Below are 24,959 nucleotides of genomic sequence, written 5' to 3' on the forward strand. Positions count from 1 at the left end.
AATACATTTATGAATTTACAATTAAAAGGCCTCATCGCCGCTCCGTTTACACCAATGAATCAAGGCGGTAGTCTTAACCTGGATTTGATACCGGAATACTATCAGTTTTTAAAACAAAATAACATCACTGGCGCATTCATATGTGGTTCTACGGGTGAAGGAGTTTCGCTCACGGTTTTCGAGAAAAAGCAGATTGGCGAAGCCTGGGCACAATGTGCAAAAAACGATAAAGAGTTCACCATAATGCCTTTGTTGGGCGGAACCTGCATTGCAGATAGTATTGAGCTGGCCAAACATGCCCAACAGATCGGATTACATGCGGTTTCATTTACGAGCCCGTTTTATTTCAAGCCCGCAAACGTTGAAATGCTGGCGGAATGTATTATTGCGATCGCGGAAACGGTGCCTGAAATGCCATTCTACTATTATCATATTCCGGTATTGACAGGCGTTGGTTTCGCCATGTTTGATCTTTTAAAAGCCATCGACGGAAGAATCCCGAATTTTGCAGGAATCAAGTATACCCACGAGGACTTTATGGATTTTCAAACCTGTCTTAATTACAAAAACGGAAAATATGATATGCTTTGGGGACGGGATGAAAACATGCTTTCAGCCCTGGCAGTTGGTGCAAAAGGTGCGGTCGGCAGTACATTCAATTATGCCGCACCACTTTATTATGATCTGATTGAAGCCTTTAACCAAAATGATATGGAAAGAGCTGGTAAGTTGCAGCAAAAATCCATTGATATGATCAGGCTTCTGGGTAAATATGGTGGCATTTCAGTTGGGAAAGCTTACATGAAACTCGTTGATTTAGATTGTGGCAAATTTCGTTTACCGGTAAAAAATATGAGCGAGACGCAGTTTGAAGCATTCCGGGCAGATGTCGCATCACTGGATTTTGATTCTTTTAAATCAGGGCACTACACAGCGAAAACCACATTGTAATGCAGCTCAAAATCCTTATTTTCTCTTTTCTATCTTGCTTACATTTTATGTGGTTACCAACTGCGCACGCTCAGGATCAAAAGGCTAATGAAATTGTGTGGACGGATCTGACCCACTTGCCTTCACCTGCGTCAGGGCAAAAACATCCTGGCGTGGCCGGGGCATTTACCGGCGTTCATAACGGTGTGATGATAGTGGCAGGTGGTGTTAATTTTCCAAAAGGAATGCCCTGGGAAGGTGGGAAGAAGGCGTATCAGGATGCTATTTATGTCTTAAAGAAAAATAGTGATTCTTATGAATGGATAGCTTCTAAAACAGCTCATTTGAAAGAAAAAACAGCCTATGGTGCCAGCGTTTCAGTAACGGACGGCATTGTTTGTCTGGGTGGAGAGCAGGAAGCAGGGATGAGCAAATGTGCATTTTTAATGCAATGGGATGCCGTAAAAAATGATGTTATTTTTAAGGCATTGCCCGATATGCCGGTTGCGCTTGCCAATGCAGGGGCAACCAGTATCGGCAATGTGGTTTATTTGGCCGGAGGAGAAAGTAACGGAAAAGCATCGAATGGTTTTTTTGCATTAAACCTGTCGGAAACTAGTCCCAAGTGGCAGATTTTACCATCACTTCAGGTTGCCATGTCCCATCCGGTGGTTGTAGCGCAAAATAATGGCAAGCATTTCAATATTTATGTGATTGGGGGCAGAAGCGCTACCGCAACCGGAATAAGTGATTTGCATAGCAGCAATTTTAGTTATGATCCGACAGAGAGGAAATGGCAGAAACTAAGTGATATCGGTGATGGGAAAACGGTTACTACCTGGTCCGCCGGAACGGGTGTTGCCAACGGTGCTTCTTACATTGTCCTGATCGGAGGCGACAAAGGCAATGTGTTCCATCAGATCGAAACCTATAATGCCCAAATTGCAAAGGCTGAAACAGTAGAATTAAAACAAAAACTGCAAGCTGAAAAAGTAAAGTTGCTGACTTCTCACCAGGGTTTTAACAAAGATGTTTATTTGTATAATACCATTACAGATGCCTGGGCGAAGATTGGCGAACTTGCCGGTCCTGCCCAGGTAACAACCACGGCGGTAAAATGGGGTAATGATATTTTTATTCCCAGTGGTGAAATCAGACCCGGTGTTCGCACACCAGTGATCACCAAAGGCAGCATTCAAAACAAACCGTTTTTCTCCTGGATTGATACCGCTGTTTTGGTGATTTGTTTTCTTTTAATGACGGCCGGCCGCTTTATTTTCACGGGTAAAACAAACAATACTGACGATTATTTTAAAGGTGGAGAAAGGATTCCGCAGTGGGCTGCCGGCATCAGTATATTCGGAGCCAAACTAAGCGCAATCACTTTCATGGGTATTCCGGCAAAAACCTATGGTACAGACTGGACGTATTTTTTTCTTCTCATGACGATTATCATGGTGATGCCGCTGGTCGCAAACTATTTCATTCCTTTTTACAGAAGGCTTCATGTGACATCCGCTTACGAATACCTGGGAAAACGTTTTAATTACGGCTCGCGCGTGATGGCTTCGGCTCTTTATGTATTGCTTCAAATTGGCCGGATGGGCATTGTGGTGTTGCTTCCAAGTATTGCGCTGACGCTGGTAACCGGCATTGATATTAATATTTGTATCATCATGATTGGTGCAATCAGTATTTTTTTTACTGTAAAAGGAGGAATCGAAGCGGTGATCTGGGTGGAGGTGATCCAGGTTTTAATCCTCGCATCCGGCGCATTGTTTTGTCTGTTTTACCTGCCTTTTCATATCAAAGACTGGAATTCTGGAATCACTGCGATAAATAATGCTGAAAAACTGAAAGTGTTTGACTTCCGTTTTGATTTTACCGAGCCAACTTTCTGGGTGGTGGTTATCGGTGGACTGGCCATTAACCTGCTCACGTACGGAACAGATCAGACGACCGTACAAAGGTACCTGACCACCAAGTCGGAAAAAGAATCGATTAAAAGTCTGAAACTTGGAGCCTGGCTGACGTTGCCTTCTACGCTCGTGTTTTTTTCGATCGGTACATTGCTGTTTTTATTTTTCCGGGAACATCCTCAGCAGGTGAATATGGCTTTGAATGATCAGGATAATATTTTTCCCTGGTACATTGTAAGTCAGCTCCCCGCCGGATTGTCGGGGCTATTGATTGCGGGAATTTTTGCCGCAGCCATGAGCAGTACCGAAGCCAGTATGAACTCGACTGCAACACTTCTAACAACGGATTTTTACCAGAAATTAAGACCGGAAGTAACGCCGAAGCAAACGTTGTTTTTCGCCAGAACGGCGACGCTTTTTCTGGGTATTTTCGTTACCTGCATTGCGCTCTATATGGCTCACAAGGGGGTTTCATCGCTTTGGGATAAGTTTAATACCATTCTTGGTTTGTTTACAGGGTGTATTGGAGGCGCATTTATTTTGGGAATTTTTACCAAGAAAGCGAGTGGAAATGGTGTCATGGCAGGTATGGCAATCAGCTGCGTGACACAGATAGTCATTCAGCAGTATACCGACATTCATTTGTTGATGTACGCTTTTACCGGACTTTTAAGCTGCGTTATTTTCGGCTACATTTTCAGCTTGTTCATGCCCGCAGAACGCGATCTCTCCGGGTTAACTATATATAAGTAATGGGAAAAGTCTTGCTTTATATCGCGATGTTCATTTTTTCTGCTGGTTTTGTCAGCGGACAAAATACAGGGAATAACGCGTTGAAACTAGGTTCTGTTTTCTCGGATCATATGGTTTTACAGCGTAACAAGCCCATCGTAATTTATGGGAAAGCCAACGCTGGCGGACAAGTTAAAGTGCGTTTTTTGAACAAAACATTGATAGTGAATGCAGGAGATTTGGGGCAATGGAAAGTTGTTTTTCCGGCTTTGAAACATGGCGGGCCTTATGAAATATTTGTTTGGGCAGAAGATCAGAAAATTGTTTTAAATGATGTTTTGATCGGTGATGTCTGGATTTGTTCGGGACAATCGAATATGGATTTTCAGCTGAAAGATTCACAAACCGGTCCGGAAGAATTGAAACAGGCAGATTTCAATTCTAACATTCGGTTGCTAAAAATGGGCGGTCTTGTTTCAACAGGTGACGTTTCCTGGGATTCGGCGACACTGACAAAAATTAATCGGTTTGAGTTTTTCTCGGGTAACTGGAAAACGCTGAATGCGGCTTCTGCGGCTACCTTTTCTGCTGTTGCTTATTATTTTGGTAAAAAGATCACAACGGAAGAAAATGTGCCGATTGGCCTTATTCAGGTCGCGTTGGGTGGCTCGCCGACCGAATCCTGGATCGATAGTAGCTTGCTCGAAGGTGATGATCAGTTTGCTGAAATGCTGAATAATTGGCAAAATTCACAGGAAGTAATGCAATGGTGCCGCGAGCGCGCCGCTGTGAATGTAGCTAAAGCAAAGTCAGTGGTACAAAAACATCCCTATCAGCCGGGTTACAACTTTCAGGCTGGCATCGCGCCGCTGATCGATTTCCCAATTGCTGGTGTGATCTGGTATCAGGGCGAAAGTAATGTGCACAATGTGTCTTTGCACGAACGCCTTTTTGAAATGCTGGTGAAAAACTGGCGAAAAAGATGGGGTTATGAATTTCCCTTCTATTATGTGCAACTGTCTGGTATTGACAGGCCTTCCTGGCCGGAATTCAGAGATTCTCAACGCCGCATGTTAGCGACAATTCCAAAGTCGGGTATGGCCGTAATTTATGATCTGGGAGATTCATTGAACGTGCACCCGATTCGCAAAAAGGAAGTAGGAGAGAGGCTTGCCGCTATTGCACTTCGGAACATTTACCATAAAAATATCGTAGCAAACGGGCCAATTCCAGAAATAGCATATCAGCAGATTAGTGAAATTATACTTGATTTTTCATCTGCCAAAAAGCTTTTAACGCCGCAAAATATGCCTTTGATCGGTTTTGAAATAATTAATCATGAAGGTAAGCGGCTTCCGGCGATGGCGGTAATTAACGGAAATAAGGTAAGCATTGGGATTCCGGTCAGCGAAAAGATCAAAACCGTTTTGTATGCCTGCCAGCCTTTTACACGGGCTAATCTTTACAATGAAGCAGGACTGCCGGCTTCTACTTTTTCAATTTCTGTACAATGAAAATTTCGAAATAAATGAGTTATACAAAAAATGATCTGGAAAAGCTGGGTGCTTTTTACAGTCAGCAGTTGCTGGAGGATACCGTTCCTTTTTGGTTCCCAAGGTCGTTGGATCCGGAGCATGGCGGGTATTTGTTGATGCGCGATCACGATGGGACGCTGCTCGATGATGATAAGGCCGTGTGGATCCAGGGCCGTGCCGCCTGGTTATTAGCAACTTTGTACAACACGGTTGAGCCTGGAAAAGAGTGGTTGGAAGGTGCCAAATCAGGTATCGACTTTCTGAACAAATATTGTTTCGATACAGACGGACGCATGTTTTTTCACGTTACAAGATTAGGGGAACCAATCCGTAAACGACGGTATTTTTTCTCGGAAACCTTTGCTGTGATCGCCAATGCAGCTTATGCAAAAGCAAGTGGTGATCAGGCAGCAGCTGAAAAAGCGCGTGAGCTGTTTGGGAAATGCATTGATTATGCGACCGTTCCGGGGTTGTTGGAACCCAAGTTTGCTTCAACGCGGCCAGCTAAGGGAATAGGCGTTCCGATGATCCTGATGAACACCGCTCAGCAGCTTCGCGAAACTATTGGCGATCCGCGTTGTGACGGGCTTATTGAACAGTTTATCCGGGAAATCGAAACTGATTTTGTTAAAGACGATATCCAATGTGTGATGGAGCAGGTAGCTCCAGACGGCAGCATTATTGATCATATTGATGGCCGCACGCTGAATCCAGGCCATGCCATTGAAGGTGCCTGGTTTATCTTGCATGAAGCAAAATACCGAAATAACGATCCGCATTTAATTGAGCTTGGGTGCAAAATGCTGGATTATATGTGGGAGCGTGGCTGGGACAAAGAGTTTGGCGGTATTTTCTATTTCAGAGATGTTTATGATAGGCCCGTGCAGGAATATTGGCAGGATATGAAATTCTGGTGGCCGCATAATGAAGTAATTATTGCTACCCTTCTGGCTTATACCCTTACCGGAAATGAAAAGTACGCGAAATGGCATCAAATGGTTCATGATTATGCCTATGACCATTTTCACGACAAAAAAAACGGAGAATGGTTCGGTTATCTGCATCGCGATGGCAGCGTAGCCCAAACTGCAAAAGGCAATTTATTTAAAGGTCCTTTTCATTTGCCAAGACAGGAGTGGTATTGCGCTCAGCTTATGAAAGAGGTTACCGGAACCGGTTTTGCCAGGGATATTTTTGAAATTGAAAACAAAAGCATTGAAATATGAAAATCAATAATTTAACTCTGATCACTTTTTTAATCTGCGGGGTAACACTTCATGCTCAGACGCCTGTTTTTATCTCCGGGACAGAAGGTTACAAATCGTTCCGTATACCTGCAATCGTTCGTGTGTCAAACGGAGATTTGCTGGCATTTGCAGAAGGAAGAGTAGCCGGGAGCGGTGACTTTGGAGACATTGATATTGTTATGAAGCGCAGCAAAGACAAGGGTAAATCATGGTCAGCTGCGAAAGTAGTAGCGGGCTATGACAATCTGCAGGCAGGTAACGCGGCACCCGTGATAGATCTGACAGATCCCGCATTTCCGAAAGGCAGGCTTTTTCTGTTTTTCAACACAGGAAACAACCACGAGGGAGAGGTCAGGAAGGGGAAAGGATTACGGGAAGTCTGGTATAAAACTTCGGTAGATGCAGGTATAAGCTGGTCTGATCCTGTAAACATTACAACCCAGGTCCACAAGCCTAAACAGTCAGAGGTCAACGCGGCTTATAATTATAGTGAAGACTGGCGGAGTTATGCAAACACGCCGGGGCACGGAATGCAACTGATGGAAGGCCCATACAAGGGCAGGATTTACATCGCTGCCAACCATTCTCAGGGAGAACCAAAACCCAAAGGGGCGGACTACCAGGCGCATGGGTTTTACAGTGATGATCATGGAAAGACATTTAAAATCAGTGAGACGATTTCCATTGAAGGTTCCAATGAATCCACAGCGGCGGAAATTTCGGGCGGGAGAATTATGTTCAATGCACGTAACCAAAAAGGTGATGTGAGAGCTAGAATTGTAGCTATTAGCAGCGACGGCGGAGTAAAATGGGATACTACTTACTTTGACCGTAATTTGCCGGATCCGGTTTGTGAGGGAAGCATCCTGACTATCGGAAAAAATAAAAAACAGAATATTCTCGCTTTTTCTAACGCTGCAGACACAAAAAGTCGTGATAATCTCACCTTGCGCATCAGTTTTGATGACGGCAAAACCTGGAAAAAACACTATGTAATCGATAAAAGCAGCAAAGGTGAAAAGGATTACACCGCTTATTCTGATATTGTCAAAACGGCTAAAAAAAGTGTCGGGATTTTATATGAATTTAATGATTACAAATCGATTGTTTTTAAGGAAATGACTTGGGGAAATAAATAAGTACTTATAAAAAAACTGTATCACTGCTTTCAAAAACCTCAAATAAAAAGTATTTTGTAAGATCTCTCAGACTGTATCTGCTTGTCGGGGTTTGCGTTACGGTTTCCATACGTGTTTTTCTTTTTGGAGGTATTTAGCCCGGGCATAAAGCGCATCGTAAACTTTAAGGCCAACTTCAAGCATTTGATGGTCATCTGATATGGTATGCGAAAGACCTGCTGAAATAGCCCACAGTCCGGCAGCCTGCGGGGCCATTTCAAAGCGGTCGGTGTCGGCCGCCCTGACAATTATTGCAAGTTGATGGATTGCCGGATCCGTGATCTTGTGCCTGGCAACGATGTAATCAAAACTGCACTGGTCACCATAATGGGAATACTCAGCGCCGTCTATATGATAGGGGATTGCATCCGGTTCTGATGCTTTATCAAAAACCTGGTCTTTGGGGACATAGTAAAATATCGCCTCCGGATCCACGAAATTCTTTACCAGCCAGGGGCAGGCGATCCTATCGATTTTCGGACGTTCGCGGGTGATGCATTTCATTTTGTCAGTGCGTTGAGTGTGTGCCTTTTCCTGATTTGCCAAGCACATCCAATGCTTCCCTGAAACCTTTGGCCAGTGTGGCGGCCGGTCCGCGCCCATAATAATGAAGGAAAATAATCCTTGGGTTTTCTCCGAACATGTGGTTATGGAGCGCTACCACTTCCAGATTATTGATGCGCAGTACTTTGATAACAGCGTTTACTTCTTCTTCCAGCATAGCGATATCGCCAGCCACATGCGCGCTATCTTTGTTGCCGGCAAAACTTGCCCAGGAGTTCAGACCTATGGCAGCCGTCATTTCTGCACCCATGGCCATTACCGTGAGGTCATCCCGTCCAACTGTATATTTATAGGTTGGTCCGTTCACCGTTCCAGTGTATTTGACAATGCCATCCAATGCGGGAATATCAAATAATTCTTTTCCGGTAGTGGTAGGTGGTGCGGAAGGTGCAGGCTGGTTTGCAGGTGAAATCTTGGCATCTTTAATGGTTGACGCAAATTTTTTGGCCAGCTCTTCCGGCGTGCCCATGCCATGCATGTGCATGTAGAATATGCGTGGCTGTTCATAGAAAAAGTGATTGTGGATAGCCCCTATTTCAAGGCCGTTGGCATGCGCCGCTGAAATCAAGGGATTCACTTCTTCTTCCAGCAAAACAGTATCACTCATCAAAACGGCTGATTTTCCATCCACTGTTTTTTTGATAGATGCCCATCCGCCAAAACCAAATGGGATTGGAACAGGTTCGCCTTTGATGGTAACCTTCAAATCGTTGCGCGGAAGTGGAGTGGTATGAACCGCCTGTCCTTCATTGTAGTTGCCTTTTTTACCCATGGCGGCTTCAATCGCTGCAATCTCTTCCTTGGTCAGTGCAGGTGTTTTGGCAATCGTCGAAGCTTTCACAGCTTTCATACTTGCCAATCCGGCAACGGTAAAATAGGTGCTGGTTTTAAGCCAGTTTCTTCGTGAAAAGGAGTTGCTGTTCATCATATGGTTATTAAAAGTGTGATTTAATTATTTTTTTGAAGCTAAAAAATGAGCTGATTGACTTTATCCACTATTTCTTTTCGGGCCAGACTATAATCCTTGGCGACAGATTAGATTCCAGTCCATGCCTGGGTTTGATGGAATTTTATGACTTCAAATCTCTAATTGAGAGAATAATTTCTTTCTTCGGACCATTTTGAAAATACTCCAACTAATTTTTGACAGGCTTTGCAATAACCGAAACATCTGCCTTTAATTCCTCATTGGCTTTTAGTACCAGCGTATCTCCGGGCATGATATTGCCAAATACTTCAATTTTGTCTCCCAGATTAAGTCCCTGGTTGATGTCAATCCACTCCGTCTTTCCCTGCTTTATTTTAATGGCAAACTTCTTTTCTAAAGTGGTTACAATAGCGGATGATGGTAAGGTAACGCCTGGTTGCGAACGCTGAACAACTAGCCTGGCATCAGCATACATGCCTGCTTTCAGTAATTTATCTGGGTTGAGTACTTCAAATTCCCAAATTTCACTCCGGGTGGCATTGTCAATATTTTCTGATTTACGGACCAGTTTGGCATCAAATACCTTTTCAGGCATCGCTTTGGTTGTGAATTTGATGCTTTGCTTTTTCAAGCTGGTGCCAGTATATACCTCCGGAACAGCTACCCGAAGTCTTAGCCGGGAATTATCTTCAATTTCCAAAAGTGGAAGCTCACCGGGGTTTCCCACAAAAGTACCCTCATGCGCATTGCGCCTGGTTACCACTCCGTTAAAAGGTGCTGTGATCGCCAGATAATTCCCCATTTGCTTGTAAGTAGCAGCAGTGAAGATAGCGGCTTTATAATCTGCACTGTCTGCCATAAAGAGATTTTTAACTTTATCCAGCTCACTGGCCGCAATGACACCGTCGGTTTGAGAAGCAGAATAAATACGCTCAAAATTGTCTTTACTGGCTAAATATTTAGCTTTGGCAGACTGGATTTTTTCGGTAACCTCGCTTAGACGCGAAGCAATTTCCGGTGCATCGATAAGAGCTAATAATTGCCCTTTACGCACCCTGCTTCCGATGTCAACGTTTATCTTTTTCAAATAGCCTTGAATCTTTGAACGGATTTCTACCCGTTCATAAGGCAGCAATTCACTAGGTAAAGTGATTTTTTTTTCGACCGAATCACTTTTTGCAATGTAAATCGCTACCGAATCTTTCCCGTCCGGTTTAGTGTCAGCGGTTTTGGCGCCTGATTCCTCTTTGCTATTGCAAGCATAGAAGAGCAACATGCAGACGGAACTGCAAAAGAAAATTCTAATCATATCATTCGTTGTTTTACTGGCCAAAGTTTTTGCTTTCATTGTCATCAGGATCAAGGGAAACGTCTACGTAATTTTTGTTGCCAATCCAGGCGTTATAGATCAGGGGCGTGATCAATAATGTACTTATCGTTGAAAAGATCAAGCCGCCGATAACAGCTACACCCAAAGGTGCCGTTTGCTGGCCGCCTTCACCGATGCCAATTGCCATCGGTATCATACCTGCTACCATGGCAATAGCGGTCATCAATATAGGACGAAGCCTGGTTTTTGCTGCCTGAATACCTATATTTTGTGAAGATAATTTCTCCTTTCGAATGGCTTCTGCATTGGTTACAAGCAGGATTGCGTTGGCTACAGAAACCCCGATGGCCATGATACAACCCATAAAAGACTGAATATTTAAACTATGTCCCGCCACAAAAAGTAGCAGCAACGAGCCGGTTACCACGGCAGGAATAACCGATAACACGATGAGCGGTATTCTTAGTGATTGAAAATAAGCCGATAACATCAGGAAAATTACCGTCACTGCCAGCAGCAGGCCAATGGACAGTTCGCTTAAAGTTTGGGTCAATAAATCAGACTGTCCACGCATATAGACTTTCATACCATGTGGCAGTTCACCAAGTTTGGTAATGGCCTGGTTCACCTGCTTTACAGCTGCGCCCAGATCCTGGTTGTAAATATTTGCTGTTACAGTGATAAACCGCTGTTGGTTCATCCGGTCGTACTCGCCCACTGAATTGGTTTTTTTCCAATCAGCAATATCACGTAGATACAGATTGTTTCCATTGGTACTACTGATAGGAATTTGTTCGATCTGCTCAGGGCTGTTCATCATATACTGCGGATATTCTACCTGCACCTGAAAAGAATTACCACCTGCCTTGTCAAGCCAGTAAACAGGCTGGGTATTACGGCTCGATGAAACGGCAGCAGTGACCGACTTTCCGGCCTGTTCGATCGAAAGACCCATTTGCCCCATTCGGACCCGGTCATAATTGATCTGAATGCTTGGATAATCCAGGGGGATGCCAATTTGTACGTCCCGTAAAAAACCAATTCTTTGCATTTCAGATTTTAGCCGTTCTGCGTAAATCCTCCCTTGGGTGAGATCCTTCCCCTGCACCAGTACTTCAACGGGCGTGTTAGATCCCTGGCTCATCACCTGGTCCACCAGATCGGCCGGTTCGAAAGAAATTGCAGCATTGGGGATCTCTTTGACTACCTTATCCCTGATCTGTTCTTTCAACGTTTCAATGTTTATGCCTGAACCTTTCATCAGGTTCACTTTTAGCAGGGCTTCATGGGGCCCGCTCGTCCAAAGAAAAATCGAATTGATCGCGTACGTAGATGGTTGCAGACCTACGAAGCAGGAAGTGATGGCAATATTCTCTTTTCCCGCCAGGCCGCTAATCAGTCCAAGCATTTTTTTTGTGGCATCCTCTGTTCTTTCGATCCGTGTCCCTGTCGGCATCCTTAAACGTAGCTGAAACTGGCCGCCATCGATTTTGGGAAAGATATCTCTGCCTGATACATTGTACAAAAGAACCGCAGCGCCAACGAAAAGGATGATAAACAACGGAGCGATGAATTTTATAACGCCAGAACGCATAACCGTTTTACCATATTTTTCACTAAACTGATCAAAGGAAGATTCTGATTTTGTTGTTATTTCATTCTTAAAAAGCCAGTTAGCTAAAATGGGGACCAATGTCTGCGACAACAGAAAGGATGCGATCATGGCAAATCCAACCGATAAGGACAAGGGGATAAACATCGCTTTGGGTACACCTGTCATAAACAAAGCGGGTAAAAACACAGCGAGTACACTAAGCAGGATCAGTAGTTTAGGCGCAGCAATTTCCAGGCATGCATCCAGGATCGCCCTTGATGTGGATTTGGACATTTGCTGATGCCGATGGATGTTTTCAATGGTTACGGTGGCTTCATCAACCAAAATTCCGACTGCCAGTGCCAGTCCACCCAGCGTCATCATATTGATGGTCTGCCCAGCCAGATAAAGTCCCACGACGGCTGCCAGCAATGCCAGCGGAATGGTGAGTACGACAATGAGCGCGCTTCTGGCATCACGTAGAAACAGCAGTACGACAAGTCCGGTTAGGATAGCCCCCAGACCACCTTCAAAAAGCAGACTTTTTAAGGAATTGATCACATACCCTGACTGGTCAAACTCGTAGGATACTTTGATGTCGTCGGGAACAGCAGCCTGCATTTGTGGAAGGTTTTCTTTAATATGCTGCACAACATCCCAGGTTGAAGCATCAGCCCGTTTGGTAACCGGAATATAAATGGAACGCTTACCGTTGATGAGCGCATAACCGGATGTAATGTCTGCCCCATTCTCTACAATGGCCACATCCCGAACAAAAACAGATGTCCCGTTTACCTCTTTTACGGCGATCTGTTCCAATTCCTTAAAATTATCAACCACACTGTTGGAGGGCGTGATCAGTGTTTGATCACCAATACGCACATTACCGGCGGGTAGGAGTACGTTGTTTTTGGCGATGGTTGCTACCAGTTCATCGGGTGAAATATTGTAGCTTCTTAGCCGCTCAGGGTTTGCTTTGATCAGGATCGTACGCTGATTTCCTCCCAAAGGTGGTGGTGCCGAAACACCTGGCAAGGCACCAAACATGGGCCGCACTTTGAACAATGCCAGATCCTGAATTTCATTCAGTGAACGGGTAGCACTGCTGAAAACCAGCTGGCCAACCGGAAGTGAGCCTGCATCGTAGCGCATTACAAAGGGCGGAAACGTCCCTGCGGGCATAAAGGAGCGCGCACGGTTAACATAGGAAATGGTTTCAGCCATGGCACCCGCCATATCGGTCCCTTCGTGAAATTGCAATTTAATGAGCGATACGCCCTGGACTGATTTGCTTTCAACGAATTTGATGCCGGTGATGTACAGGAAATGATACTCGTAATAGGAAGCAAGAAAACCTTCCATTTGTTGTGGCGATAATCCGCCATAGGTCTGTGCCACATAAATAGTGGGCGTTCCCATTTTTGGAAATATGTCAATGGGCAGTTTTCTGATGGCCAGAATGGAGAAGAATAACATTCCCACAATGGCAACCATGATAAGGACGGGTTTCCTTAATGCAAAACGTATGAGTTGAAGCATAACTTTCTATTTCAGTTCATTTAAGAATATGTTGATATCGCCCTGTGAGACAGCCTTGTTCAGCAGTGCTTTCCAGATATACCAATAAGACTGCCTGGAATCGGTTTCTGCTTTTAAAAGATTATACTGGGCTTGAATAAGGTCACTGAAATTCACCAGACCGGTATTATATCTGATTTGCATTGCTTTGAAAGCATACTGAGCAGATTGTAACTGTGTAGCTGTTTCGGTAGCGATCAGAAAGGCATTGTTGTAAGTCACCTGGCTGATCTGGTTTTTCTTGTCTAGAATAAGCAGGTTCTCTTCCAGTTTTTGATGAATGGACTGCGTCATCAGGCCCTGCTGCTGGATTTGCAGGTTTCTATCCGAAAATTTTAACAAGGGATAAACGATTTGGAAGCCCAGACCGTAATTGAAACGGCTAAAGCCCAGGCCGTCAACGGAATTCGCGGTACCATCATACTTAATTCCGGAACCACGGGCATAGGCAGTGCTCCATATGTTTATCTTAGGTAGATAGGAACGTTTGATTAACTTCTCTTTCGCCAGGCTGTAACCTTCCAGGCTTTTCGGATAGTTTATATAAGGGTGAATGCTAAAATCGGATGAGATTGTTGAACGCGTTTGTGGGAACTGTTCAAAGAATAGACTATCCTTTGTATCAACATCTTCAACTGTTGCCAAAAACTGAGAAAGTAATATTTTTTGGGTGTCAAATTTCTCCCTGGCATTCAGCAGGTCAATCCTGCTTTTGGAAAGCTCCGATTGAAACAATGCCGTATCAACACCCGGTCTGAGTCCTTTACTAGTTAGTGTGCGTGACTGGATCAAAGCAAATTCAACCCTTTTAATATTTTTTTGGTTTACGGCAATCAGCTGCTTTGCCAATGCAGCATCCAGATAAGTATTGGTCACATTGGCCAGATGTCTAAACAATTCCATTTTCAAGTCTGCTTCCTTTTGAGTGACCCCGGCGGCTGCATAGGCGGTTTGCGCTTCGCGCTGACCAAACGTGATGGCCTGCCAATTCATCGAAAACCCGGCAGCGCTGCCAAAAACGGGCTGATACTTATTCTCGGCGGAAGGTGGGCCGCTGATTGGAAAGATACCCGATGGATTAAGCATTCCCGTAATATTGTTATAAGTTGCCAGATTTGCCTGGTAGCTTAGATCCAGTGAAGGGATAATCGTATTTCTGCTGAGCGCAACGTCCTTTTTTGCCGCTTCTGTTTCATAATGCTTGGATTTAAGCAACGGATAATTCTTTTCAGCAAGCAGCAATGCTTCACGTAAGGTAACAATTGTATCTGCTTTTTGTCCATAGACTAAATAGGAAAATAACAACAAAATGAATGTGCTCGTTATTTTTAAGTATGGCATAAATGGTAAACTTTTTGTAAGACGAAGACGAAACTATTTATTGATTTTGGAGAAACTTTGTAGGCTTGGGTATTAATTGAAAAATACTGTGATGCGGTGTTCAGCTTTTTCATATTTATATTGAATTCTGAGCTGGTGTAACTGGGTAATTTGTTTGACCAATGCCAGCCCGAGTCCGGTGGTTTTAGATGCATCGTCACCTTTTTTGAATCTTTCAAAAAGTTGCTCAGGATCGCCTTTAACCTCATTTCCTGTGTTGGCAATCACCAGTTTTTGGGTATCCAACTCCACATGGATACTGCCGTTGGCAATATTATGGACCACCGCGTTAGCCACCAGGTTACTGAGCAGGATTTCAACCAGAGAAAGATTGGCAACGGTGGTGATCTGTGGCTGAATAGATTTTGTCAATGCCGGGAAATTCTCATAATGTTGCTGGTAATTTTCAAGTATTTTTTCCAGCACCAGTGAAATATTGACCTGTTCCACTTGTGGGAACTGATTGTTATCAATCTTGGCCAGTAACAGCAGGTTTTTATTTAACTGGCTCAATCTCTCATTCGCAGCTGTAATGTCGGCCAGTAAAGCTGCCGTTCTTTCGGTTAAAGCCGGATCATTGATAAGAAACTCAATTTTTGATCGGATAATGGCCACAGGTGTCTGCATCTCATGGGATGCATTTTCAACAAATTGTTTTTGATTCGTATACACTGTGTTCACTTTTTCGACCAGCTCATTCAGCTCATGGTTCAGTTGATTGAATTCGGTAATTCCGGTCCGGGAGTCCAGATGCATCGAAGGATTACGTACTACATCATACGCAGCTGCTTTTTCTAGTGTAAGAAAAAATGGCTTCCAAAGCCTTTGTGAGCTCCTTCGGTTGACAAGTACGATGGCCAGAAGTAGAAATAAAAGGATAACGATCTCCGCAAGGAAGACCTTAATAATTAAGTGTGAAACTTCTTTGGAAGAAACATAGGTGGTTAGCCCATAGGGTTTCCCCTTCCAATTCATTTGTCTTGTCAGTATTGCAAATTCAACGAATTGTTTTTTTTCGTGATCAAATAAACTGGTATCGCGCGGCTGATTAGGCAGATCGTTTCTAATACGCTTATCTGCATCGATATCATACTCGCCTGCAATATGCAGAACCATAGATTCAGGGTGTAGCGTGAAAGCTTTCCATATGTTGGCTTGTTTGAGGTCCAGCTGCTTTTCCTGCATATGGTGCGCATGGAAAACAAGCATAACGTAAAATAATATTGAGCCAACAAGCAGCACAAGAGGCAGCCATATCAAAAGATACCGGGTATTTTTTTGTTCCAGCGTTTTGGTCATATCGAAAGCTTGTAACCTAGTCCGTACACCGTTTGAATCAAATCGCCACATCCTTTTTCTTTCATTTTTTTCTTCAGGTTTTTTATATGTGAATACACAAAATCAAAGGAGGCGAGATTGTCGGTTTCTTCTCCGTATATATGTTCAGCAATGGCTTGTCGGCTGACTACGCGATTTTTATTGGTGAGCATAAAAAGCAGCAGGTCATATTCATTTTTGGTAAGAACCACTTGCTTTCCAGCCCATTCAACAGTTTTTAAAAGTAAATCCACTTTCATATGGTTGATTTCAAGTGTATCCGAACCGGACGCATATTTGCGCCTGATCAGTGATTTGACCCTGGCAAACAGTTCGGACAAATGAAAAGGTTTTGTGAGATAGTCATCAGCGCCCAGATCCAGGCCAGCAATTTTATCATCCAGTGAGCTTCGGGCAGAGATGATAATCACCCCTTCGCTTTTCTTATTTTTTCTCAAATATTTTAGGAGATCCAGCCCGCTACCGCCAGGAAGGTTAATGTCCAGAATAATACAATCGTATTGAAAGTCTTCCATCTTCTCAATTCCCTGCTGAAAAGAACCGGCTCCTTCACACAAAAAGTCTTCCAGCGTAAAGTATTCAACGATACTTTGCAGCAAGCTTTCTTCATCCTCAATAACCAGTAATTTCATCTCAAGAATTTTTGCTAAGGTACTGGACAATTTTGGAGAAATTTTGACGATATGAAGTTCTTGGTAATGTATGTCACTTACTTTTCAAAGTATTTATTTATTATTCTTCCTCTAATTTTGGATATATATCGTATCTATGATAACAACAGAATTTAGAGTTTTTCCTATAACCCGTAGTATTTTCGTATAATCCAAGCCAGGATTCACCTTCAATTCTATTTTTGAGTTGTAGCACAATCCAATGATTTTAAAGTACAGTTTAGTGCTACACAGAATCTAATTACAGAAAATTATAAAAATATATTTGTAGCTGTAATTGAGAATAATATCTGAACGCGTATTTTCCAGAAAAGTGGACTTAGCAAAACTCTAAACAAACCAATTTAATGGCATGTCAGAACATTTTTTGTATTTAACATTATAATTAGGGCAAGAGCTTAACCGGAATCTAACAAATAAATGCTTTTGAGCGCTTTAAAAGCACTTTTTATAAAGGATAAAAACAAAAAATGCCCCTCGCTCATTGGATTGGACACCTGTATTAAGAATAGGATTAGAGCACTTAAAATAAAACCTTACAACAAAGGTTCATGAGTTTTATTTGACGACTTTTGTACTGACAAATTGAGGGAAAATGAACGACAAAAGCTTAAAAATAATCCTGACGGGAGCAACTGGTTTTGTAGGAGAGGGTGTACTTCTTGAAACTTTAAACCATGCCAATGTTGAAGAAGTGTTGATGGTAAACCGAAGGCATTTTGACCTGCAACATCCCAAATTGAGGGAATTGATAGTGCCTGATTTTATGAATCCGGATGCGGTTGCAAAACATTTGTCGGGCTACGATGCCTGTTTTTTTTGCGCAGGAATTAGTTCTGCCGGCATGAATGAGCTCAAATATTCACATATCACATACGAGACGACTATGCAGTTTGCAAAGGTGCTGCTGGCATACAATCCGGATCTGGTTTTCAATTTTGTTTCCGGAAGCCATGCCGACAGTTCGGAAAAAGGAAAGGTAATGTGGGCGAGAGTGAAGGGGAAGACTGAGAATGGGTTAATGAAATTGCCGTTCAGAAAGGAATTCAATTACCGCCCGGGAGCCATGTTACCCTCGGAAGGTCAAAAGAATGTCAAACCTTTTTACGGTTTTATTGTCAGGACGATTGCTTTCTTATCACCAAAACGTGCGGTTACATTTAAAGAAATAGCATATTCTATGGTCAATGCTGTCGTAATTGGTTATTCTAAGCAGGTGTTGGAAATAGCGGATATAAAAGAATTGGCTAATATAAATTGAGCCAAACTGCTATTAGAAAACGGGCCAGATGACATGCTGCTAAAAGTGGATAAAGAACCCATGTTTCATTTTGTTAAGCTTGATTCGATGGATCTTTTACTCAACTACCGTTCCAAAAAAATCACCGGCATTCCATTTTGGTCTATTGGTTGTTTGCGCAATGGAGTAGCTGATCAGAAAATTGAGCTGCACATATTTTTTTGCGGCATTAAAATCAAAGCTGTTGGTGATTTCATCTGATGGCTTATGATAATTGGCGTCTCTCCATTGCTTCGTAAATTTTACAAGATCGAAAGACGGATCCATGGTTTTTGTGCCATACTTGATATGCAGTGCAGGTATACCTTCCAATACAAAGCTGTACTGGTCACTACGGACAAACCTGGCTTCTTCGGGCATAGGGTCTTTTTGTTTTTCAATACCCAGCTGAGCACATGCAAAATCTACACTTTTGTCCAGACCGGAATGCTCCGCACCTAATGGAGCAACCGATAAAAGCGGAGCAATGAGTGTAGGCATATCGGTATTTATGTCAGCAACGATTTGTGATTTCGGTACCGTAGGATATGCTGCAAAATACGCAGATCCCAGCAGTCCCATTTCCTCGGCGGTTGTCATTACAATCAAAATCGAGCGGCGGGGTTTCACACCCGTCTTTTTATAGGTTCTGGCAATTTCCAGCAGACAAGCCACACCGGATGCATTGTCGTGTGCCCCGTTATAAATGGAATCGCCCTTTATTGGCTGCGCAATACCTAAGTGGTCCAGATGTGCGGTGTGGATCACGTATTCGTTCTTTAGCTTTTTATCTGTTCCTTCAATTTTCGCAATGACATTATAGCTTTCCATATCTTTATACGCACTTGAATACTGTACAAGGATAGATAAGGGAAATTCAAAAGAGGATGATTTACCTTGCTCCAAAATTGCTAAAACCTGTTTAAGATTTTTTTTCGAATTCATAAAGATTCGTGCTAGTTCACTGTAAGGTACACGCGCGCTGAGTTGAAGTTTTCCTATCGAATTACGGCCTATTGCCGAAGTTCTGGCGGTATCCATTGCGAGCGTCACGCCGCTTCCCAAAGTGCTGGCCGGGCCGGGAGTATCTGTGCTCATGATGATACCAATTGCGCCTTTGGCTGCTGCGATGCGCATTTTGGCAGCAGGATTGCCGAAATGCGCCTGGATACTTGAAGGTAACTGCAGACTTTTAGGAGCACCAGACAAGACAACTACAATTTTTCCTTTTACATCTATTCCGTCATAATCCGAATATTTGCCCGGAACATCGATTCCATAGCCTGCAAATACCAGCGGGGCTTCTGCCAGCACTTTATTTTGCAGTGCATTTGGAAATAATGTAATTTCTTTGCCAATGACAAGTGTATCCTGATTGCCATTTTTGTCTTTGAGTATCGCTGATGATAGGCTGGTATTAACGGTCGCTTTGCGAAGAATCAGTTTTTGCAAAAAAGTCCCGTTGTCTCCTGATGGTATCAATCCTGTTTGTTTAAACTGCTCTACCACATAATCAACAGCCATTTGATAACCCTCTTTTCCGGGAAGTCTTCCTTTCAATTTATCATCTGACAGATATGTAATGTCTCTTTTTATTCTTGCCGTGTCCACTTTGCTTAAAGCGTATTTTGTGTTTTTATCCAGTTTGAGATCCTGAGACAAAGCCGGGATGAACGAAATGAAAAAAGCGGAAATCGAGAGAAAACAGGGGATTCGCATAGATTGTAGTCTGAGCTCAGTTTAAGAGTTTTAGTTCAGGTATTGTTGATAGTGCAAACCAAAAACCGAATGCTGTTAAAATTGGTAGTCGGCTTTTCATGCATTTGGTAATTATCTCAATATAGCGAATTTATAAATAAAGGAAATTTTTGGTAATGAGATCCTGCCAAAAGTAATTACACGTCCGGGGTTAGTGGTTGTTCATAATCATTTAATTTTAAACAGGTCTACGGCGTTATCATGCAGAATTCGCCTGGCTATATTAACCGACTCAGCTTCTGTTGTTCCTAACCGCTTGAATCATTGGACCAGTTTGCAGCCTCAAACGAGAAACAGAAATGGTATCAGAAATGATTAAGAATGTACGCCTGACCAGCTATACTGACTTTCAACCAGGCATTTCTGAGATCTCAAAGTTAACTTATTCCCAAATTGTTTTAAAACAGCCAGTTCCAGGCTTCAGCAGTAATTACTTCCGCCTGTCTTGGGAAAATTTTAGTTGTCAAAACGCGGTGGACTTCTTCGTCCGCGTCAGCACAGCAATCGGCGAGTACGGTCAGCCGATAGTCTTTATCAGTAGCTTCGCGAAGGGTGGACAATACAACTCCACTGGTAGAAATTCCGGTCAGTACAAGATGTTCGATCCGTTTTGCTCTTAAAACCACTTCCAGATCACTTCCTGTAAATGCGCTGATACGGCGTTTAGTGACGGTTATATCGCCTGGAAGAGGCGCCAAGTCCGGATAGACTTTCGTGAATTCTTCCATATTGACCTCTGATAACATCGGACTGGATGCAGTAAAGCCTTTGTTGTTCGTACTGATTTCAGGCAGTCCTGCTCTGAAACCCAGCGTTACGTAAATGACAGGAATTCCATGGCTGCGGGCGGTGGCAATAGCATCCGCCACATTGCCGATGAGTTTCTGCTTATCGGCCAGCATCGCCAGGATTCCTGTCTGTAAATCCATGACCAAAAGTGCAGTATTTTTTGTGTTTTGTTCCATTTTTATCATATAAATCTGAAAACTTAAACTTTGTCTTTACGGGTAAAATGTATTGAAGACCAAATGCTTATCAGTGCAAAGCCTGCGAAAAAAAGACCTGTTGAAAGATTGTCATCCGTTGAAACTTTCCCTAATTTGATAAGAAAACAGGCAGCGGTTAGATTAAAAAATGCCCAAAGAATATTGATCAACGGCGAAGATAAACCTTTTCCTGGCGGGTTTGAAAAAGGTGTTGGAAAAGTGTCTCCGGTTATTCCTTTGGTAAAATGAGGGACAAAATTTGCCAGGAACATACCGGCCCAAAAGCTGCTGAAATAGTGATACCATGCCATAAATAGGAGTGTTTTAGATGAAAGATGTGACTGGTTAGAATGGATTTATTTTTCTGCTTTTTTGTCATTCGGTCTGGTTTCGCCGAATTGTTTTAATATATATTTTGAAAAGATTGCAGCGATAATCAGGGCGAGTATTCCCTGGTAAAACATGGTTAGCGGAGCGGAGACTTTTTGAGAAACCATCCCGACAAGCAAACTCCCCAAAGGCAGCATTCCAAAATAAGCCATCGCGACATAACTCATCACGCGGCCGCGCATTTCGGGAGCAGACTGCATCTGTATTATCGTAATGCCGGCCGTCATCGGGGAAAGCGATCCAAATCCTATGACAATAGCAAAGGGTATCGCGGCCGGTAAATATTGAATGCGGGAAAAAAAGATCAATCCTGCCCCCAAAATGGCAACACTTACCAGCAGTACCAGTTTTAAGTGGCTTACCTCTTTAATGGATGCCATAAATAAACTGCCCATAATGGCACCCAAACCTATGAAACTGCTGATATAACCATAAGTAGCCGCGTCGCCTTTATAGATAATTTTGGCAAAAACGGGCATCATCGTATCATAAGGCAGGACAAAAAGGCTTAATAGGACGAGCATCAGCATGACCAGGCCAATCAGCGGTGTGTCTTTCAGGTAGGCAAATCCTTCGGCAAGCTCGGTGATGACTTTCTTTTTTATTAATGGCGGTTGAAATGCTGGTAGTTTCATCAGCAGAAGTGAGCCGATTACAGCAACAAAGCTTACCGCATTTACTGAAAAGCAGATGCCTGCTCCAAATTCATTTAGCACGATGCCTGATAATGCCGGGCCTACAAGCCTGGCAATATTGACCATGGCCGAATTGAGTGCCAGCGCATTAGGCAAATCTTCCTTGTTGTTGATCATGTCGTGCACCATGGGTTGTCTGGCCGGTACATCGAAGGCGTTGATGATACCAAGCACAACACTTAGCGTTAATATTTCCCAAATCACATAATGATTTTGAAGGATTAAAGTGGCCAGCATTACCGCCTGTATCATGGAGGCAGTTTGGGTAACGAGCAGTATTTTATAACGACTGTACCGATCGGAAACGATTCCGCCGAAAAGGGATAGCAAAAAGGAGGGGAACTGTTGGGCAAATACCGCCAGACCGAGCATAAAGACCGAGTGCGTCATCGAATATATGACCCAACTAACAGCAGTGCGCTGCATCCAGGTGCCAATCTGTGAAACCGATTGACCGCAAAAAAACAATGTATAATTGCGGTTTTCAAATGCGCGGAAGGTGCTTGTTATACGTTCTGTCCTCATGATTACCAAACATTATATATTTTTAAACTTTTCGACAAAATTTATCATTTTGTCGAAAAAAGAGCAAAATTTTTTATTTTTTTAATCCTTGTATCACCATTGTTATTAATACATCCATGGAAGAACCAATTCTACTAAAATCATTTTCAATGACCATCTCACGTTTAATTCCGTGGATCGTTGCCAGCAAAACAAATTGTATGGATTGCTGCTCGTTTTGGTCCATAACGCGCAGTTCCTGATTTTCAATTCCTTCCTTTAAAATCCGGCTGACCATATCATTTTCCTTATCCATGATCCGCTGGCGAATTGCTTGTTTGGCTTTGTTGTAATCCGAAAGTTCGGCAGCGTCCATGCCCTCATCGATCGTGCTGAAAAATGATCTTTTATTTTGCGCCGCAGTCAGTTTGGTCAGGCAAAATGCGCGCAATTTTTTTTCGGCAGTAGTTTCCCTTTCGACGGCCTGAGAAATGGTCATAAGCATATCGAGGATTTCGGCATCAACGACCGCTTCAAATATTTCTTCCTTGCTTTTGTAGTAATAATAAAGCGAACTTCTTCCTTTTCCGATAGCCTTGGCCACATCATCCATCGTAACCTTGCGCAGGCCATATTTCTGAAAAAGCTGCTTGGCCGCCAGAAGGATCTGCTGCTGAATGACTTCATCTTTGGCTGGACTACGGACGATCATTTGACGAGGAAATTAAATAGACAATTGTAAAATTAAAGAAAGTAAACATAATGTCAAATTTTGTCGAAATGTTTAATTAAATTTTAATTTCAAAAACTCACATATCATTACCACAGCTATTAAGCGCGTCCTAAGTTGCCGTACAGTCAAATCCGGAACGGCCTGTTTTTCTCTTTTTTAATGAGATCACGAGGTTCAGCATTATTTTTCAAACAAATTTATTGGGCGAAAGCTGTTATCTTTCACACCAATTTTCGATCTGTTTCTATGGACAACTTCGGAAGGAATAAGGTTTTAAAGGGGATTTTACTATAAATTTAAACTAACCCAATTTTTATGCGACCAGTGTATTTTCAGGAATTTGTCAATTCCTTTTCAGACATTCTTTCCTTTAACGAAGAATTCGTAGCACTTGCAGCGGGAGGCTCATGGATTGACGGGCGAATGGACCGGTATTCAGATATTGATCTGGTCATAGTGCATAAATCCGAAACACTTCCTTTGCCGCAAAAAAAGGCGCTGGCCGAATCAGCCGGTGAATTACTTGCATGTTTTACGGGAGAACATGTTGGCGAGCCGCGTTTATTGATTTGTCTGTTTAACAATCCTTTACTTCATGTCGATCTTAAATTTGTTCACCTCGGAGATATGGCTATGAGAGTTGAAGATCCGGTCGTGATTTGGGAGCGTAACAAGGTACTGACAACTTTACTTAGCAAATCCGATGCAGAATTTCCATATCCCGATTTACAATGGATCGAAGACCGGTTCTGGATCTGGATTCATTATGCGGCGACAAAGATTGGCCGTGGAGAATTTTTTGAGACTACGACATTTTTATCTTTTATCCAGCAAACTGTATTAGGACCTTTGGCTTTGATAAAAAATAAGGAACTTCCCAAAGGTGTAAGAAAACTTGAAACGCTTTTACCAGAACATGATTTGCAGTTCATGAGCAGTACCATGGCAGATCATAACCGGGAATCGTGTTTAACCGCTTTATATAACGCGGTTCACTATTATCGTATTTTAAGAGAATCGGTCAGTTCGTCATCACTTGAATGTAACAAGCCGGCTGAGAAGGCTGTGATGGACTATCTTTCCGAAATATCAGTCTGACTTATTTCTGGCAGTTTTAGTGCGGGTTTTATACTTATTGTGTTTTTCGAAATTTAAGGAAATAAGGCTCTGTCTGAAGATATTACAAGTTTATGAAATCCGCTTTGGCCATTTATTTTCCAAAAATGGGTTCGGCAAAAGCCGGGTATAAATATTCATTTTGTCGGGTTCTGGCGTGCGAATTGTATTACTTTTACACAGTTCAGTTTGTTTCTGCGCTGACAATAATTCAATATAAAAATAGCCATTATGAGTGAAGTGAATTTTAGTGAAGCCGTAATCAGGTCTGAAAAAATAAGGGAGCTATATCATCAGTTGGAAATGAAATACCACGGCAGTGAATGGAGCGTTCAGGAAGATGCCCTGGCTTTTCTTACCGATGCCGGACTTGTTGGCCGGTTGGCCATGGCCCGGCAAAACCGCTGGCCGAAAGGAGATAATACTGTCCCGGAATTAGAACATAAATTGGGAGAATGCATTTGGTGGCTAATTGTTTTGGCAGATCGAATGGATATAAATATTCACGATGCATTGGATGGCTTTCTGAGTAAAACGGAGAAGATGTTGGAGAAGTAGACGTTGAAATTGGAGA

General features: G+C 42.9%; 20 protein-coding genes. 8 read left to right on the forward strand and 12 right to left on the reverse strand.

All coding sequences use genetic code 11. The annotated features are described in order from the left end of the window. Positions 1-9: 9 nt before the first annotated feature. From FDK13_RS28330 to FDK13_RS28350, 5 genes are read left to right on the forward strand one after another with little or no spacing between them, the layout of a single operon-like run. Positions 10-951, forward strand: coding sequence for a dihydrodipicolinate synthase family protein (locus FDK13_RS28330; protein WP_137343396.1), 942 nt, complete (start codon positions 10-12; stop codon positions 949-951). A gap of 47 nt (positions 952-998) precedes the next feature. Next, a complete protein-coding gene (locus FDK13_RS28335) occupies positions 999-3,602 on the forward strand; it encodes a sodium:solute symporter family protein (protein WP_229216247.1) in 2,604 nt (867 codons plus the stop codon). Next, positions 3,602-5,095 (forward strand): sialate O-acetylesterase, encoded by a 1,494-nt coding sequence (locus tag FDK13_RS28340; protein WP_137343398.1) that lies wholly within the window; start codon positions 3,602-3,604, stop codon positions 5,093-5,095. Before FDK13_RS28335 ends, FDK13_RS28340 begins: the two co-directional genes overlap by 1 nt. Before the next feature lie 14 nt (positions 5,096-5,109). Beyond that, positions 5,110-6,342 (forward strand): AGE family epimerase/isomerase, encoded by a 1,233-nt coding sequence (locus FDK13_RS28345; protein WP_137343399.1) that lies wholly within the window; start codon positions 5,110-5,112, stop codon positions 6,340-6,342. Beyond that, on the forward strand, positions 6,339-7,502 hold the full coding sequence (locus FDK13_RS28350) for a sialidase family protein (protein ID WP_137343400.1): 1,164 nt from the start codon (positions 6,339-6,341) through the stop codon (positions 7,500-7,502). Before FDK13_RS28345 ends, FDK13_RS28350 begins: the two co-directional genes overlap by 4 nt. Positions 7,503-7,598: 96 nt before the next feature. Here the strand turns inward: FDK13_RS28350 and FDK13_RS28355 are convergent, their stop codons facing one another. The 7 genes from FDK13_RS28355 to FDK13_RS28385 all read right to left on the reverse strand — a co-directional run bounded on the left by FDK13_RS28355 (position 7,599) and on the right by FDK13_RS28385 (position 16,885). Then, positions 7,599-8,045, reverse strand: a complete 447-nt coding sequence (locus FDK13_RS28355) for a chromate resistance protein ChrB domain-containing protein (protein ID WP_137343401.1) — start codon at positions 8,043-8,045, stop codon at positions 7,599-7,601. A 4-nt stretch (positions 8,046-8,049) separates the two neighbouring features. Continuing rightward, positions 8,050-9,033, reverse strand: coding sequence for a DUF1259 domain-containing protein (locus FDK13_RS28360; RefSeq protein ID WP_310588088.1), 984 nt, complete (start codon positions 9,031-9,033; stop codon positions 8,050-8,052). A gap of 208 nt (positions 9,034-9,241) precedes the next feature. Next, a complete protein-coding gene (locus tag FDK13_RS28365) occupies positions 9,242-10,381 on the reverse strand; it encodes an efflux RND transporter periplasmic adaptor subunit (RefSeq protein ID WP_170982937.1) in 1,140 nt (379 codons plus the stop codon). After that, complete coding sequence (locus tag FDK13_RS28370) at positions 10,356-13,496, reverse strand: efflux RND transporter permease subunit (RefSeq protein WP_137343403.1); 3,141 nt, start codon at positions 13,494-13,496, stop codon at positions 10,356-10,358. Before FDK13_RS28370 ends, FDK13_RS28365 begins: the two co-directional genes overlap by 26 nt. 6 nt (positions 13,497-13,502) lie before the next feature. After that, positions 13,503-14,876, reverse strand: a complete 1,374-nt coding sequence (locus tag FDK13_RS28375) for a TolC family protein (RefSeq protein ID WP_137343404.1) — start codon at positions 14,874-14,876, stop codon at positions 13,503-13,505. A gap of 72 nt (positions 14,877-14,948) precedes the next feature. Next, on the reverse strand, positions 14,949-16,214 hold the full coding sequence (locus FDK13_RS28380) for a sensor histidine kinase (RefSeq protein ID WP_170982938.1): 1,266 nt from the start codon (positions 16,212-16,214) through the stop codon (positions 14,949-14,951). After that, entirely contained in the window at positions 16,211-16,885 is a 675-nt protein-coding gene (locus FDK13_RS28385; RefSeq protein WP_137343406.1) for a response regulator transcription factor, read from the reverse strand. The genes FDK13_RS28380 and FDK13_RS28385 overlap by 4 nt, the downstream gene beginning before the upstream one ends. A 634-nt stretch (positions 16,886-17,519) precedes the next feature. On the opposite strand from FDK13_RS28385, the gene FDK13_RS28390 reads away from it, so the two are divergent. Beyond that, positions 17,520-18,185 carry an NAD-dependent epimerase/dehydratase family protein gene (locus FDK13_RS28390; protein WP_137343407.1) on the forward strand — a complete coding sequence of 222 codons (666 nt, stop codon included), beginning with the start codon at positions 17,520-17,522 and terminating at the stop codon, positions 18,183-18,185. Between the two features lie 96 nt (positions 18,186-18,281). Here FDK13_RS28390 and FDK13_RS28395 read toward each other — a convergent pair whose 3' ends face one another. From FDK13_RS28395 to FDK13_RS28415, 5 genes are all read right to left on the reverse strand, one after another. Next, complete coding sequence (locus tag FDK13_RS28395) at positions 18,282-19,922, reverse strand: M20/M25/M40 family metallo-hydrolase (protein WP_137343408.1); 1,641 nt, start codon at positions 19,920-19,922, stop codon at positions 18,282-18,284. Positions 19,923-20,359: 437 nt separating this feature from the next. Continuing rightward, positions 20,360-20,926, reverse strand: a complete 567-nt coding sequence (locus FDK13_RS28400; RefSeq protein WP_137343409.1) for a cysteine hydrolase family protein — start codon at positions 20,924-20,926, stop codon at positions 20,360-20,362. Positions 20,927-20,949: 23 nt separating this feature from the next. Then, positions 20,950-21,258 (reverse strand): hypothetical protein, encoded by a 309-nt coding sequence (locus tag FDK13_RS28405; RefSeq protein WP_137343410.1) that lies wholly within the window; start codon positions 21,256-21,258, stop codon positions 20,950-20,952. A gap of 45 nt (positions 21,259-21,303) precedes the next feature. Next, complete coding sequence (locus FDK13_RS28410) at positions 21,304-22,557, reverse strand: MFS transporter (protein ID WP_137343411.1); 1,254 nt, start codon at positions 22,555-22,557, stop codon at positions 21,304-21,306. A gap of 73 nt (positions 22,558-22,630) precedes the next feature. After that, positions 22,631-23,248, reverse strand: coding sequence for a TetR/AcrR family transcriptional regulator (locus FDK13_RS28415; protein WP_137343412.1), 618 nt, complete (start codon positions 23,246-23,248; stop codon positions 22,631-22,633). A 336-nt stretch (positions 23,249-23,584) separates the two neighbouring features. Between FDK13_RS28415 and FDK13_RS28420 the strand changes: the two genes are divergently transcribed. Together FDK13_RS28420 and FDK13_RS28425 are read left to right on the forward strand one after the other, a co-directional pair. After that, positions 23,585-24,367, forward strand: a complete 783-nt coding sequence (locus tag FDK13_RS28420) for an aminoglycoside 6-adenylyltransferase (RefSeq protein WP_137343413.1) — start codon at positions 23,585-23,587, stop codon at positions 24,365-24,367. Between the two features lie 249 nt (positions 24,368-24,616). Further along, positions 24,617-24,943 carry a nucleoside triphosphate pyrophosphohydrolase family protein gene (locus tag FDK13_RS28425; RefSeq protein ID WP_137343414.1) on the forward strand — a complete coding sequence of 109 codons (327 nt, stop codon included), beginning with the start codon at positions 24,617-24,619 and terminating at the stop codon, positions 24,941-24,943. The last annotated feature ends 16 nt before the right edge of the window (positions 24,944-24,959 follow it).

Origin of the sequence: Dyadobacter frigoris (assembly GCF_005280585.1) — a bacterium.
GTDB lineage: Bacteria > Bacteroidota > Bacteroidia > Cytophagales > Spirosomataceae > Dyadobacter > Dyadobacter frigoris.

Coding starts and splice junctions, on each gene's coding strand:
- FDK13_RS28375 (WP_137343404.1), bottom strand. CDS start 14,876: ATGCCATACTTAAAAATAACGAGCACATTCATTTTGTTGTTATTTTCC.
- FDK13_RS28410 (WP_137343411.1), bottom strand. CDS start 22,557: ATGAGGACAGAACGTATAACAAGCACCTTCCGCGCATTTGAAAACCGC.
- FDK13_RS28335 (WP_229216247.1), top strand. CDS start 999: ATGTGGTTACCAACTGCGCACGCTCAGGATCAAAAGGCTAATGAAATT.
- FDK13_RS28350 (WP_137343400.1), top strand. CDS start 6,339: ATGAAAATCAATAATTTAACTCTGATCACTTTTTTAATCTGCGGGGTA.
- FDK13_RS28360 (WP_310588088.1), bottom strand. CDS start 9,033: ATGATGAACAGCAACTCCTTTTCACGAAGAAACTGGCTTAAAACCAGC.
- FDK13_RS28380 (WP_170982938.1), bottom strand. CDS start 16,214: ATGACCAAAACGCTGGAACAAAAAAATACCCGGTATCTTTTGATATGG.
- FDK13_RS28385 (WP_137343406.1), bottom strand. CDS start 16,885: ATGAAATTACTGGTTATTGAGGATGAAGAAAGCTTGCTGCAAAGTATC.
- FDK13_RS28345 (WP_137343399.1), top strand. CDS start 5,110: ATGAGTTATACAAAAAATGATCTGGAAAAGCTGGGTGCTTTTTACAGT.
- FDK13_RS28340 (WP_137343398.1), top strand. CDS start 3,602: ATGGGAAAAGTCTTGCTTTATATCGCGATGTTCATTTTTTCTGCTGGT.
- FDK13_RS28330 (WP_137343396.1), top strand. CDS start 10: ATGAATTTACAATTAAAAGGCCTCATCGCCGCTCCGTTTACACCAATG.
- FDK13_RS28405 (WP_137343410.1), bottom strand. CDS start 21,258: ATGGCATGGTATCACTATTTCAGCAGCTTTTGGGCCGGTATGTTCCTG.
- FDK13_RS28400 (WP_137343409.1), bottom strand. CDS start 20,926: ATGGAACAAAACACAAAAAATACTGCACTTTTGGTCATGGATTTACAG.
- FDK13_RS28390 (WP_137343407.1), top strand. CDS start 17,520: ATGAACGACAAAAGCTTAAAAATAATCCTGACGGGAGCAACTGGTTTT.
- FDK13_RS28420 (WP_137343413.1), top strand. CDS start 23,585: ATGCGACCAGTGTATTTTCAGGAATTTGTCAATTCCTTTTCAGACATT.
- FDK13_RS28370 (WP_137343403.1), bottom strand. CDS start 13,496: ATGCTTCAACTCATACGTTTTGCATTAAGGAAACCCGTCCTTATCATG.
- FDK13_RS28355 (WP_137343401.1), bottom strand. CDS start 8,045: ATGAAATGCATCACCCGCGAACGTCCGAAAATCGATAGGATCGCCTGC.
- FDK13_RS28365 (WP_170982937.1), bottom strand. CDS start 10,381: ATGAAAGCAAAAACTTTGGCCAGTAAAACAACGAATGATATGATTAGA.
- FDK13_RS28395 (WP_137343408.1), bottom strand. CDS start 19,922: ATGCGAATCCCCTGTTTTCTCTCGATTTCCGCTTTTTTCATTTCGTTC.
- FDK13_RS28425 (WP_137343414.1), top strand. CDS start 24,617: ATGAGTGAAGTGAATTTTAGTGAAGCCGTAATCAGGTCTGAAAAAATA.
- FDK13_RS28415 (WP_137343412.1), bottom strand. CDS start 23,248: ATGATCGTCCGTAGTCCAGCCAAAGATGAAGTCATTCAGCAGCAGATC.